Raw genomic sequence first — 12,690 nt, forward strand, 5'->3', positions numbered from 1 at the left:
CTTGCGTTTGATACTCGCGGCGTTGGCGATGACGGCGGCGGCTCCGGTGTGGGCGGAAACGTCCGCACCGGTGGCGGTCAGCGATACGGTCGTCGACACCTTGTCGGAGCGGCTGTTTCCGATGCTCGGCGCGCTGGGGCGGTTGCCGCCAGCGACGCTCGACACGCGGGCGCGACGGATTGCCGCCTGCGGTGACGTGTCCGCCTGCGTGATCGAGGCGACGATCTGGACCGATCAGGACCGGGCGATGATGGCGGAAAGGCTGGCCAAGACCGGCGCTCTGCGTTCGATCAAAGCGAATGCGGATCTGCCGGTTGCAGTCGGTATCGACCAGGAGCTCGAAGCGCTGAACGTCGTACTGCGAGTCTACGGCCTCGGCTTGCCGGGCCGCTATCCCAAGATCGACGGCCCGATCTTCGCAACCGACACGCCGTTCTTCGCCGACAGCGTGAAGGTCGCGATCGATACCGCGCGCGCCGCGTCCGATGCGCCGCCCGCGACGATCGCAGCGAGCGTGCGGTTGGCCGTGGCGTTGCTCGATGCCAACGATGCGACGGCGGCGACGCGGTTCGAACCGCTCGACCAGCGCGAGAATGCAGGCGCACGCACACTTGCCGCGCGGACCGATTGGAAGGCGTTCCGCTACTCGCTGCTGATCGTCCCCGGCGTCGGTCCTGAAGATACGAGCACTAAACTCAGCCCGCGCAGCAAGCTCCACGCGCTGCTCGCCGCGCAACGCTATCGCCAGGGTCTCGCACCGTTCATCCTCGTCTCGGGCAGCGCGGTGCATCCGCGCGGCACGCGGTTCGTCGAAGCCGTCGAGATCCGCCGCGCCCTGATCGAGCGCTACGGTATCCCCGCCGACCGCGTGATCCTCGAGCCCTATGCGCGGCACACGACCACCAACCTGCGCAACGCGACGCGGCGGATGGTGGCGCTCGGCATCCCGCTCGATCAGCCGACGCTGATCGTGACCGACGCCGAGCAGAGCAAATACATCGAAAGCCAGACCTTCACCGACCGCAACCGCACGGAACTGGGCTATCTGCCGGGGACCGTTGGGCGGCGCCTGTCAGCGTACGACCTGGAATTTCAACCGTCGCGGCTATCCCTACGACAAGATCCGCGCGATCCTCTCGATCCATGAGCGAATATTTCAGGCACGCATTGTCTAGCACGACGAACACCCCTGCCTCCACCCCGGCGAAGGCCGGGGCCCAGTTGGGAAACGTCGCCAACGGAGGGCCGCGCTCGGTTACATCGACCTTTCCTCCTGGGCCCCGGCCTTCGCCGGGGAGGCGCCGTTGTAAGGCTGGTTTTCTGTTCGCAGCCATCTTCGCGACCCCCGCCGCCCTGACCGCACAAGAAACCCCCGCAGACCTAGTCGCCCCCTTCGTCGGCACGCTCGCCGACTTCGGCCAACTCTCCCCCGCCGCCGTCGCGCCGTTCGGCATGATGCAGCTCGGCCCCGACACCAGCCCCGCCAACCACGCCGGCTACGACCATGCCGCGACCACATTGCTCGGCTTCTCACATACCCGCGGCGTCGGAGTCGGCTGCGGGGGCGCAGGCGGCGACCTGATGATCTCGCTGCGCTATGCTGGCCAGACCGGCCCGGCACTGATCGACAAACCCAGCGAAACCGCGCGCGCCGGGACGTACCGCGTCCGCTACGACGGCGGCATCCTGGCCGAGATGGCAGCAACGCGGGGGGCCGGCGTACTTCGCTTCACCCTGCCCCGCGCCGGCACGGTCGACCTGCGGATCGACCCGCGCCACAGCTATTCGAAACGTCTGGCGGCTAGCTGGGGCAGCCTCGCCAGCGACGACCTCCGCGCCGACCTCGTCGCGGGCACGGTCTGCGACCAGGGTGCCTATCATCTCCACAGCGCGAGCCGGATCCTCGTCAACGGACGCCCGATCCACCAGACGCTGACCGCCGGCGCGAACGATCTGGCGACGCTCCACATCGCCGGCAAAGCGGGCGACGCGATCGAAATCCGTACCGGCCTGTCGACCGTCGACGGACGCGGCGCAGCATCGGTCCGCAACACGGAGGTCGGCAACAAGTCCCTCGCCGCCGTCGCAGGCGAAACGCGCAGCGCCTGGAACCGCATCCTCGGCCGCGTGGTGCCGAGCGGCTCGCGAGACGAGCGCGCGCTGTTCTACACCTCGCTCTACCGCGTCATGGAAACCCCGGTCGCGATCGACGATCCCGACGGCCGCCACCGCGACAATGACGGCGCGGTGCAGACCTCGCCGAAGGGTCGGACGCGCTACGCCAACTGGTCGCTCTGGGACAATTACCGCACCCAGATGCCGCTGCTCGCGCTGCTCCAGCCCGAGCGCAGCGCCGATATCGCGCAGTCGCTGGTCGCGCTCTATGCGAACGGTAAAGCGCAATGGTCGACCCCCACGAACCCTTCCTGACGGTCCGCACCGAACATGCCGGGATCGCGCTGCTCGACATGCATCGCAAAGGCATCGCGTTCGACGCGGACGCCGCGCTGGCGGGAATGGCGGCGGACAGCGACACGCTCAAGCGCGGCACGCCCGACGAACAGATCGAAGCCGCGTATGACGATTGGGCGACCGCCGAACTCGCACGCGATCTCGGTCGCACAGACCTCGAACGCACGTTCACCGCCAAGGCGCAAAGCTACCGCCCGATGTGGCGATCGGTGTTCCAGACGCCGGGCGCGGATGGTGACATCGTCAAAGCGCGCGGGCTGTATCAGGGCACCTTGTGGCAATATCGCTGGGCGCCGATCTTCGACCTGCCGTGGATGACCGCGACGGTCGGGCGCGAACGGCTGCTCGGCGAACTGCATCACTTCTTCGATGCCGGGCTGTTCAACATGACCAACGAGCCCGACATTCAGGTGCCCTGGATGTTCGCCGCGCTGGGCCAGCCGCAGGCGACCGCCGACCTCGTCCAGACGATCCTGACCAAGCCGATCGCGCACCCCTATACCAACAGTGGCAAGCTGCCGGTCCCGTTCGTCGGGCGCAGCTTCGCGCTGTCGCCGCAGGGCTTTGCCGACGGGATGGACGACGATGCCGGCGGGATGACCGCGTGGTACGTGTTCGCGACGCTCGGCCTGTATCCGCTAGTGCCGGGCGAGCCGTGGTACGTCGTGACGACCCCGGCGTTCGCGCGAAGCACGATCGATCTCGGCAACGGCCGCACGCTGACGATCCAGCGCGCCGGCCCGGTAAACGGTCGGATCACGCGGGCCAGCCTTAACGGACGGCCCCTCCCGAACTTCCGCGTCCAGCACGCGGACCTGCTCCGCGGCGGCACGCTGACCATCACGACCGTCCGAAATGTCCCGCAACTGCAAGACACCGGCGCTAAGACCCCGAAGGATGGAGCAAGCCGCCGCCGCTAGAGTTGCCACGGACGTCGTCGAACGCCCGGTCCACCGGGCACGGCTGGTCGGCTATGCGAGCGGAAACTTCGGCAAGAACGTCCTCGCCTCGACGATGGACTTCTTCCTGCTGTTCGTTCTGACCGAACGCTGGGGCGTATCGCCCGCCGCTGCCGGCCTGGTGGTGATGGTCGGCCTGGTCTGGGACGGCCTGTGCGATCCGCTGCTTGGTCGACTGGTCGATCGTTCCGCAGACCGGCTCGGCCTGTATCGCCGGCTGCTGTTCGTCGGCGCGCCCGTCGTCGGCGTATTTTTCGCGGTGTTCTTCGTCGATCCGGGCTGGCGCGGGACGGCGATCCTTGTCTGGGCGCTCGCGATCGTGCTGCTGTTCCGCACCGCCTATTCGGTCTGCGACGTCGCGCACAACGCACTGATGATGCGGATGGCACGATCGCCAGGTGCGGCGACCACGGTGTCGGGACTGCGCTACATGTTCAGTTGTCTCGGGGCGCTCACGGTCGCGCATTTTGCGCGGACATTCGTCGACCCGGCGCGCGCCGCGGGAGGCCATGCCCTTTTCGTCGTCACCGGGTGTGCGGCGCTGACCTATGTAGCGACCTTGTGGGTTTCGGCCGCTGCCGCGCCGCGAGTGAGGGTCGTGCCGGAAATATCCGCCCCCGTGCCCCGCTCGCCTGGGTTCTCGGCAACCGGCCGTTGTTGCTGTTGCTCGCGCTTGGCTTCGCGCAGGCGCTGACGCTGCCCTTCTTCGCCCGGTCCTTCGCCTATATCGGTAAGGGCATCGTCCATGATGCGAGCTGGACCGGCACGGCGCTAACCACGCTGGCGCTCTCGCAACTCGTCGCGCTGCCCGGCTGGATGAGCATCGCCCGGCGCATCGGGCAAACCCACGTGCTTGCTCTCGCGCTGGCCACGACCGCCGCCGGCTTGGCGCTGTTCGCGACCGGGTCGGCATCGACCATCGCCGGCATCGCGCTGTTCGGAATCGGTAATGCAGGGTTGCAGATGATGATCTGGGCGTCGCTCGCCGATGCGATCGATCACGGAGACCGCCAGACCGGCATGCGCTTCGAAGGGCTTCCGGTCGCGTTGCTGTTGCTCACGCTGAAATCGGGCGGTGGGCTTAGCGGTGCGCTGCTCGGCCATGGCCTGTCGCGGATCGGCTGGACCATCGCCACGCCGCTCACTGAAGCGCAGGGTGCGCGGCTGATGACGATGGCGTGGTCGGTGCCGCTGTCGGGCGCAGCTTTGTGCTTTGCATTGGTCCTGGGTCTGAGTCGGTGGAGCCGGGCGTCGGATCGATAGGCACAGGCAAGACGTCCCGTCGGTCGATGTTGACGGCCGATACGGACCCTTTAGACCGATGACATGGGGATGGAGAGGGAACGATCGTCCGAACCGGGCGACAGGACGACGATCCTGCGGGCATTGGTGGAGAAATATAGCCGTCCGCTCAGCCGCTACTTCAATCGCCGCGTGTCGGCACCGCACGACGTTCCCGATCTCGTGCAGGAGGTGTTCCTCCGCCTCAGCCGGTTGACCGACCCCAACGACATCCGCCAGCGCGACAGCTTCATCTTCGTGACGGCGGCCAATGTCCTGAAGGATCAGGCGCGACGCGATCAGGTGCGCGGCGCAGGACTGTCGGATCCGATCGACGATTTTTCACTCGAAGGTTCGGACTTTTCCCCGACCGCGTCTTGGAAAGCAGGCAGGTCGCCGATGCGCTGCGCCGTGCGCTGGCCGAATTGCCCGAGCGCACGCGCGACGTGTTCGTGCTGCGGATGCTGGAGGGACTGAAGATGGCCGATGTCGCGCATGCCATGGCCATCTCGACTCGCGCCGCCGAAAAGCATCAGGCGCGCGCGCTCGCGCATGTCGCGGACCGTCTGAAGGACTGGCGCGCGTGAACGGTCGCGTGATGATCGAGGCTGCCGAATGGGTCGAGCGTCTGGATGCGGCATCGGATGATTCGACGCGCGCGCAGTTCGACCATTGGCACGCGCAGCCGGGTCACAAGGTCGCATACGACGCGGTCGTCGACGCGCGCGAGGCGAGCGCGGCGCTGGCGGATCATCCCGACATGCTCGCGCTGCGCCATGCCACGGTGGCGCGTGTCGCACTGGCCCGTGCGCCCAGGGCCCCGCGCCGGACCGCGCCCTGGTTGCTGGCGGCGGCGGCCTGTGCCGCGGTGGTCGCGCCGCTGGCGTGGCTGCGGCTGGCCGACGATGGTGCGCCGGCGAGCCGGATCGCAAGCGCCCCGACCTATCGCACCGCAACGGGCCAGCGCCTGATGGTGACGCTGACCGACGGATCGCGGCTGACGCTCGACACCGACAGCCGGGTCCGCGTCGCGTATAGCGATTCCGAACGGCGGCTCGTGCTCGAACGCGGCCAGGCGCTGTTCGAGGTGGCCAAGCACCAGCCCCGACCGTTCGTCGTTTTCGCGGGATCGCACGCGGTCACCGCGCATGGCACCGCGTTCGACGTGAGGCTCGATCCGGGCACCGTACAGGTCGCGCTGGTCGAGGGATTGGTGAGCGTCGCGACCAGCGGCGGCCAGGTCAGGCCGGTCAAGATGGTGCCCGACGACGTTCTGACCGCCTCCACCACCGGCATATCGGTGCGCCATGTGCCCGGCATGGCGCTGGCGCTGTCGAGCTGGAGCGAGGGGCGGCTCGTGTTCGAGGATACGAGCCTGCGCCACGCGGTCGCCGAAATGAATCGCTATGGCACGCCGCAGATCGCGATCGCCGACGCCAGCGCCGGTGCGGTCCGGATCAGCGGATCGTTCCGGACCGGTGACGTGCAGCCGTTCCTCGATGCGCTGGAATTGGGCTTTCCGGTGACGGTCGATCGCCGCGCCGATGGCCGCATCAGGATCGCGACGAAAAAATACCGCTGAAAACGGATCGAACAGGTTCGGTATTTTCGGAGCGTTGCGTCTTTACCTTCAGATCGACCCCGGCAGAGGGATCGCACGTACAGGGAGGATTGCATGACATCCACAGGCAGGACCGTGCTGATGCGCGGCATGATGATGACCGCATTGGTGTTCGGCGCAGGCGGCATCCCGATCGGCGCGACCGCGCAGGCCGCGGTCGGCGTTCGCATCGCCCGGCAGGACATGAGCACCGCGCTGCTCGCCTTTTCACGCCAGAGCGGCAAGCAGATCCTGTTTGCGCCCACCCTCGTTCGCGGCAAGACCGCGCGCGCGGTGAACGGCCGGATGGCGGTCGGCGATGCGCTCACGACGATCCTGAAGGGCTCCGGCCTCGACCACCGCCTGACGCCGAGCGGCGCGTACCTGATCGTCGCGGCGCAGGAGCAGGCGGGCGCGATCCCCGCAGCGGCGCAGACCGAGCCGGCTCAGCCCGCTCCCGACCCGTCGCCCGTACAGGCCGCGCCAGAGGAACCCGCCGCGGATATCGTCGTGATCGGCACCGCGGGCGGCGGCACGCGGCGGCAGAGCGCGGCGTTTGCAGTGACCACGATCGACAGCACGATGGCGCAGCGTCTCGGCACCGCCAGCACCGCCGAGGTGCTGCGCGCCGTACCGGGCGTCAGCACCGAGAGCTCGGGCGGCAAGACCGGCGCGAACATCTTCGTCCGCGGCTATCCGTCGGGCGGCGATGCGGAATACGTCACCTTCCAGACGCAGGGCGTGCCGTTCTTCCCGCCGCCGACGCTGTCGTTCCTCGAGAATACGCAGCTGATCCGGATCGACGAGACGATCCAGCGCGTCGAGGCGGTCCGCGGCGGCACCGGCGCACTGTTCTCGAACGGCCAGCCCGGGCTCACGGTCAACCTCGTCCAGCGCGAGGGCAAGCAAACGCCGGCCGGATTGCTCAAGCTCAGCGGCACCGATTTCGGCGAGTTCCGCGTCGACAGCTATGTCTCGGGTCCGATCGACGACAGCACGACCTACATGGTCGGCGGCTATTACTCGACTTCGCGGGGCATCCGCGATGCGCAGTTCGAGGCGGAGCGCGGCGGCCAGATCACCGGCAATATCCGCCATGATTTCGACAAGGGCTCGATCCTGCTGTTCGGCCGCTATCTCGACGATCGTGGTCAGTGGCTGCTGCCGATCCCGGTCGTCCAGGACGGCAACAAGATCCGCGAATATCCCGGCTTCGATGCCGGCACCGGCACGCTGGTCGGACGCGACACGCGGATCGGTGTGCGCAACGACGGCAGCCGCGTCGATCTGGCGGACGGCCGCAGCGCGAAGACCTATAATCTCGGCGGCAATTTCGACTACGACCTCGGCAGCGGCATCACCATCCGCGATCGCGGGAGCTGGATGGAGGGCGATGCCAACACGATCGGGCTGGTCCCCGGCGGCACCCCGCCGATCACCGCCGCCGCCTATGCTGCCGGCAAGGGCGGCACGATCGGATCGCTCACCTACGCCACCGGCGGTGCCCCGGCATCGCCCAACACCGCGGTCGTCGAGGCTGGGCTGTGGAGCGTCGAGAAGCATATCCAGGCGTTCGTCAACGATTTCGCGCTGGCGTGGAAGTCGGGCGGCAACACGCTGACCGGCGGCATCTATTACACACGCTACAAGTCGCGCGACCGGTGGAATCTCGGCAACAGCATGCTGCTCACCGCCGAACCCAATGCACGCCGGCTCAACCTGACGCTGGCGGACGGCCGGATCGTCACGCGCGACGGCTTTTCGGGCGGTTCGACGTTCAAGGTCAACGCGCGCTACACCGGCGAGGACGTCGCCGGGTATGCGGTCGACGAGTTGCAGATCACCGAGAAACTGCGCGTCGATGGCGGCGTCCGCTATCAGCACCACTCGGTCGACGGCACGCTTGAGAACCTCGCCGGCACGGTCCCGGCGGCGGGCGCTGACGGCAATCCGCTGACGCTGTACGACAATGGCGACGCCCAGCTGAACGGCACCTTCCGCACGATCCGCTACCGCGGCGATGCCTGGTCGTGGACCGGCGGCGTCAATTACGATCTGACGCGCGAGATCGGCGCGTTCGTCCGCTACAGCCGCGGCAACAGCTTCCCGTTCTTCGACAATCTGCGCGACGGCATCGACGTCGCACCGCAGGTCGACAGCTATGAGGGCGGAGTGAAGGTCTCGACCGGCATCGCCAATCTGTATGCGACGGTGTTCCACAACACTTTCGACGGGCTCGCGACGACGGTCATCACCAGCGGCGCACCGATCGCATCGGTTGGCGGTGCTAAGGCGACCGGTGTCGAGTTCGAGGGGCAATTGCGGCCGTTCGGCGGCTTCACGCTCAGCGGATCGGCGACCTATCTCGACGCGAAATACCGTGACTTCTTCACCGATGGCGGCCTGACCGACCTGACCGGCAACCGAGTCCAGCGGCAGCCGAAATGGCAGTGGCGCGTCACCCCTGCCTATGATCTGGAGCTCGGCGGCGACGCCAAGGCCGGCGTGTATGCGACGATCGGCTATGTCGGCGACCGGTTCTCCGACGTCCAGAACGCGCAGGTCCTGCCGAGCTATTACAAGCTCGATGCAGGCGCCACGCTCGATCTGACCCCGCAGATCCAGTTCCAGGTGATCGGCGACAATTTGACCGACGAGATCGGGCTGACCGAGGGCAATCCGCGGACGCTCGGATCGCAGGGCAGCGGTACGATCCTCGCCCGGCCGATCGTCGGTCGGTCGATCCGGTTTGGCGCCGCGTTCAAGTTCTGATCGGCGCTACGGCAAATTCTGATAAGGGCTTCGGCGATCGATCCCGCCATGTCGGCGGGATCGATCGCTCTACCGGGATGATCGCACGTGATGAAGACTATCAGCCGTTTTGCCGTATTGGCCTCGGTCGCCGCAGTGGCGCCCGCCCAGTCTGGTCCGGCCCCCGCGCGCCTTTCCTCCACCGCGATCCGATCGCCGGCGGATCTGTACGGGCCGCTGTTCCAGGCCGTACAGCAAGGCCATGTGTTCGCGGACGGCAAGACGTTCGTCGATGCGATACCCAAGCGCGCTGCTGATTCGATCATGGCGGACTATGCGCAGGCCAAGCCCGAAGGCCCGGCGCTGAAGGCCTTTATCCTCGCCAATTTCATCGTCCCTGGCGAGAATGATCGCGGTTCCGGCGATCTTCGGTCGCATGTCCGCACGCTCTGGCCGCAACTCGTGCGCCAGCCCGTTGCACCGGTCGCTGGCAGTTCCGCGCTGCCGTTGCCTGCGCCCTATGTCGTCCCCGGCGGACGCTTCCGCGAAATCTATTACTGGGACAGCTATTTCACCATGCTCGGGCTGAAGGTCGATGGCCAGCAGCCGCTCGTCGAGACGATGCTCGACGATTTCACCAGCCTGATCGAGCGATACGGCCATATCCCGAACGGCACGCGAACCTATTATCTCAGCCGCTCGCAGCCGCCCTATTACGCGATGATGCTCGATCTCTCGACCAACACCGATCCGGCGGTGGCGAAGCGTCGGCTGGCGGCCCTGCGCGCGGAACACGCGTTCTGGATGAAGGGTGAGACCTGCGTCGCCGGCAAACCCGCTTGCCTGCGCGTGGTGCGGATGCCCGACGGCAGCGTGCTCAACCGCTATTACGACGACCGCGATACGCCACGCGACGAATCCTATGCCGAGGACGTCGCGACCGCGGCGAAGGCTGCACCTCGCCCTGCCGCCGACACCCAGCGCAATCTTCGCGCCGGTGCGGAAAGCGGGTGGGACTTTAGCTCGCGATGGCTGCGCGATCCGCAATCACTGACGACGATCCACACCACCGACATCGTACCCGTCGATCTCAACAGTCTTTTATGGGTGATGGAGCGTCGGATCGCCGCACGCTGCCAAACCGCGGGCGACACGCCGTGCGCCACCGCGTTCACGACGATGGCGACCAGGCGCAAGACGGCGATCGACCGCTATCTCTGGCAGGCGACGACCACGCGCTATGCCGACTGGGACCTGTCGACCCGCAAGCCGACCGCCAGCATCAACGCCGCGATGATCGAGCCGCTGTTCGTCGGGCTCGCCTCGCCCGCACAGGCGAAAGCGGTCGCGGCGACCGTGCGCCGATCGCTGGTCGCGGAGGGCGGACTGCGCACCACGACGCTGAAGACCGGCCAGCAATGGGACGAACCCAATGGCTGGGCGCCGCTGCAATGGGTCGCGATCGCCGGGCTCGATGCGAATGGCGAACCGGCCCTCGCCAAGGACATTGCGCGGCGCTGGATCGGCACGGTCGGCGCGGCCTATGCCGAAACCGGCAAGATGCTCGAGAAGTACAATATCGAGCAGCGCACCCCCGGCGGCGGCGGCGAGTATCCGGTGCAGGACGGTTTCGGCTGGACCAACGGCGTCGCCAGCGCGATCCTCGATCGCTATCCCGATCTTGCGCGCCCAGCGGGATAACTACGTCCGAAATTCGGCTCCAAAAAATCGCAGCGCAATCTTGATGCGGCGATCGGGTGAATTATCTTCGCCATCGCCGGACGCGATTGGTCCGGTGACTGAGGGCACCGGCTCTCCCGGTGCTCCTTATGCTCAGATTGCTCATGTGGAGGATTTGGATATGAGGACGAACTTCGATTTTACGCCGTATCGCCGGTCCACTGTCGGTTTTGACCGGCTGTTCGACCTGCTGGAGGCGACTGCGCGAACCGAGACGGTAGACGGCTATCCGCCGTTCGACATCGAACGTGAGAGCGAGGACAGCTATCGGATCACGCTCGCCGTGGCTGGGTTCAGCCCCGACGACATTGAGATCGTCGCGCAGAACAACCAGCTGACCGTCAGCGGACGCAAGCCCGATGACCGCGACGAGGGCCGCTTCGTCCATCGCGGCATCGCCACGCGCGCGTTCGAGCGACGCTTTCAACTGGCCGATTTCGTCCAGGTGCAGGGCGCGAGCTTTGACAATGGGTTGTTGCGTATTGCGCTTAAGCGTGAGGTTCCGGAGGCCATGAAGCCACGGCGGATCGAGATTGCCGGCGCTGCGGCTAATGATCGTAGCACCGGCGACACCGCGGTACGCATCGAAGAGCACCAGGCGGAACGCAGCGCCGCCTGAGTTTCACGACCTTAAACGCGGTTGCCGGCAACGATGCTGGCAACCGCTTTCTTTGCCTGCGATGCGGCTTGTCAGGTCTACGTCGCTGCAGGCGGAACTCTCAACCGCCTACGATCCGTCACGTCCCTTGGTACGCGCGCCCCCAAAGCAAGGGCATCAGCGTGGCGGTGGGAGCTTGACGTGGATATCGGCCGCGGATGGCACGACATGGCGCGCCCGCGACGACATGCGTAGCCAGCCACCGCGCATCACGACCAGCGCAACCGCCGCGGCAATCACGGCTAGCCCCAGTTCGATCTTGCGGAGCGTGTCGCGGTTGCGGTCGTCGGTGTTCCACAAACCCTCCCATTCCTCCTCGGACCGTGGCTCGTGATGGGCTTCGTCGAACGCCGTGTCGTAGTCGCTGTGATCCATCATACGCGGCCTCCCTCCGCGGGGGTGCGATCGTCGCCGACCAGCATTTCGACCGGGGTATCGCCGATCGGGCCGGGCGACTGATCCTCATCGGTATGCGCGAACAGCCAGCGGCCAAGCAGTCCAGCGACCGCGGCGCCGGTCAGCGGTGCGAGCCAGAACAGCCACAGCTGCGACAGCGCCCAGCCGCCAACGAACAGAGCGGGGCCGGTGCTGCGCGCGGGATTGACCGACGTGTTGTCGATCGGGATCGAAATCAGGTGGATAAGCGTCAGCGCGAGGCCGATCGACAGCGGCGCGAAGGCCGCCGGCGAGCGCTCGTCGGTAGCGCCGAGGATGACGGTCAGGAAGCCGGCCGTGAGGATTGCCTCACTGAGAAACGCGGTCGCGGCGCTGTAGCCGCCTGGCGAATGGGCGCCATAGCCGTTGGCGGCGAACCCGCTCGCGACGAGATCGAACCCGCCGGTGCCGGAGGCCAGCGCAGCGAGCGCGGCGCTGCCGAGGATGCCGCCGATGACCTGCGCTGCGATATAACCGGGAAGGTCGCGCGCTGGAAAGCGGCCGGCAACGGTCAGCCCCACGCTGACCGCTGGGTTGAAATGTCCGCCGGAAATGAAACCGACGGCAAATGCCATGGTGAAGACGGTAAGACCGAAGGCAAGAGCGACACCGGCCATCCCAATCGTGCCGGGAACGCCGCTACCTGCGGCGAGGACAGCAGCCCCGCATCCGCCCAGTACCAGCCAGAACGTGCCGATGGCTTCCGCGGCAAGTCGGCGCGCGGTGGCGATCGGGCGTGGCCTAGGCGGACCGTCGGTCTTGCCGACGGTCGGACGATAGATGGCTTCGGTCAT

At 66.9% G+C, this 12,690-nt stretch carries 13 protein-coding genes; 11 read left to right on the top strand and 2 right to left on the bottom strand.

The window, feature by feature from the left end; genetic code table 11:
- Window position 1 precedes the first annotated feature (1 nt).
- From QP164_RS09560 to QP164_RS09610, 11 genes are all read left to right on the top strand, one after another.
- Complete coding sequence (locus tag QP164_RS09560; RefSeq protein ID WP_333922988.1) at window positions 2-1,147, top strand: YdcF family protein; 1,146 nt, start codon at window positions 2-4, stop codon at window positions 1,145-1,147.
- Complete coding sequence (locus tag QP164_RS09565; RefSeq protein ID WP_333922989.1) at window positions 1,144-2,430, top strand: glycoside hydrolase domain-containing protein; 1,287 nt, start codon at window positions 1,144-1,146, stop codon at window positions 2,428-2,430. Before QP164_RS09560 ends, QP164_RS09565 begins: the two co-directional genes overlap by 4 nt.
- On the top strand, window positions 2,403-3,392 hold the full coding sequence (locus QP164_RS09570; protein ID WP_333922990.1) for a glycoside hydrolase domain-containing protein: 990 nt from the start codon (window positions 2,403-2,405) through the stop codon (window positions 3,390-3,392). The genes QP164_RS09565 and QP164_RS09570 overlap by 28 nt, the downstream gene beginning before the upstream one ends.
- Complete coding sequence (locus QP164_RS09575) at window positions 3,370-4,125, top strand: MFS transporter (protein ID WP_333922991.1); 756 nt, start codon at window positions 3,370-3,372, stop codon at window positions 4,123-4,125. The genes QP164_RS09570 and QP164_RS09575 overlap by 23 nt, the downstream gene beginning before the upstream one ends.
- A complete protein-coding gene (locus tag QP164_RS09580; RefSeq protein WP_333922992.1) occupies window positions 4,086-4,694 on the top strand; it encodes an MFS transporter in 609 nt (202 codons plus the stop codon). Before QP164_RS09575 ends, QP164_RS09580 begins: the two co-directional genes overlap by 40 nt.
- A gap of 69 nt (window positions 4,695-4,763) precedes the next feature.
- On the top strand, window positions 4,764-5,189 hold the full coding sequence (locus tag QP164_RS09585) for an RNA polymerase sigma factor (protein ID WP_333922993.1): 426 nt from the start codon (window positions 4,764-4,766) through the stop codon (window positions 5,187-5,189).
- Window positions 5,138-5,299 carry an RNA polymerase sigma factor gene (locus tag QP164_RS09590; RefSeq protein WP_333922994.1) on the top strand — a complete coding sequence of 54 codons (162 nt, stop codon included), beginning with the start codon at window positions 5,138-5,140 and terminating at the stop codon, window positions 5,297-5,299. The genes QP164_RS09585 and QP164_RS09590 overlap by 52 nt, the downstream gene beginning before the upstream one ends.
- Window positions 5,296-6,294 (top strand): FecR family protein, encoded by a 999-nt coding sequence (locus tag QP164_RS09595; RefSeq protein ID WP_333922995.1) that lies wholly within the window; start codon window positions 5,296-5,298, stop codon window positions 6,292-6,294. The genes QP164_RS09590 and QP164_RS09595 overlap by 4 nt, the downstream gene beginning before the upstream one ends.
- A 93-nt stretch (window positions 6,295-6,387) precedes the next feature.
- Window positions 6,388-9,084 carry a TonB-dependent siderophore receptor gene (locus tag QP164_RS09600; protein WP_333922996.1) on the top strand — a complete coding sequence of 899 codons (2,697 nt, stop codon included), beginning with the start codon at window positions 6,388-6,390 and terminating at the stop codon, window positions 9,082-9,084.
- 90 nt (window positions 9,085-9,174) lie between these two features.
- Complete coding sequence (gene treF, locus QP164_RS09605; RefSeq protein WP_333922997.1) at window positions 9,175-10,764, top strand: alpha,alpha-trehalase TreF; 1,590 nt, start codon at window positions 9,175-9,177, stop codon at window positions 10,762-10,764.
- 160 nt (window positions 10,765-10,924) lie between these two features.
- Complete coding sequence (locus QP164_RS09610) at window positions 10,925-11,422, top strand: Hsp20 family protein (protein WP_333924228.1); 498 nt, start codon at window positions 10,925-10,927, stop codon at window positions 11,420-11,422.
- 156 nt (window positions 11,423-11,578) lie between these two features.
- On the opposite strand, the gene QP164_RS09615 is transcribed toward QP164_RS09610, so the two are convergent.
- Together QP164_RS09615 and aqpZ are read right to left on the bottom strand one after the other, a co-directional pair.
- Entirely contained in the window at window positions 11,579-11,836 is a 258-nt protein-coding gene (locus tag QP164_RS09615; RefSeq protein ID WP_333922998.1) for a hypothetical protein, read from the bottom strand.
- A complete protein-coding gene (gene aqpZ / locus QP164_RS09620; protein WP_132741581.1) occupies window positions 11,836-12,690 on the bottom strand; it encodes an aquaporin Z in 855 nt (284 codons plus the stop codon). The genes QP164_RS09615 and aqpZ overlap by 1 nt, the downstream gene beginning before the upstream one ends.

It is taken from the genome of Sphingomonas sp. LR59 (assembly GCF_036855945.1).
In the GTDB taxonomy this organism is placed as follows: domain Bacteria; phylum Pseudomonadota; class Alphaproteobacteria; order Sphingomonadales; family Sphingomonadaceae; genus Sphingomonas.

Excerpts from the sequence above, each read along its gene's own strand:
- QP164_RS09565 (WP_333922989.1), top strand. The coding sequence starts at position 1,144 with ATGAGCGAATATTTCAGGCACGCATTGTCTAGCACGACGAACACCCCT.
- QP164_RS09575 (WP_333922991.1), top strand. The coding sequence starts at position 3,370 with ATGGAGCAAGCCGCCGCCGCTAGAGTTGCCACGGACGTCGTCGAACGC.
- QP164_RS09585 (WP_333922993.1), top strand. The coding sequence starts at position 4,764 with ATGGAGAGGGAACGATCGTCCGAACCGGGCGACAGGACGACGATCCTG.
- QP164_RS09600 (WP_333922996.1), top strand. The coding sequence starts at position 6,388 with ATGACATCCACAGGCAGGACCGTGCTGATGCGCGGCATGATGATGACC.
- QP164_RS09570 (WP_333922990.1), top strand. The coding sequence starts at position 2,403 with ATGGTCGACCCCCACGAACCCTTCCTGACGGTCCGCACCGAACATGCC.
- treF (WP_333922997.1), top strand. The coding sequence starts at position 9,175 with ATGAAGACTATCAGCCGTTTTGCCGTATTGGCCTCGGTCGCCGCAGTG.
- QP164_RS09615 (WP_333922998.1), bottom strand. The coding sequence starts at position 11,836 with ATGGATCACAGCGACTACGACACGGCGTTCGACGAAGCCCATCACGAG.
- QP164_RS09610 (WP_333924228.1), top strand. The coding sequence starts at position 10,925 with ATGAGGACGAACTTCGATTTTACGCCGTATCGCCGGTCCACTGTCGGT.
- aqpZ (WP_132741581.1), bottom strand. The coding sequence starts at position 12,690 with ATGACCGAAGCCATCTATCGTCCGACCGTCGGCAAGACCGACGGTCCG.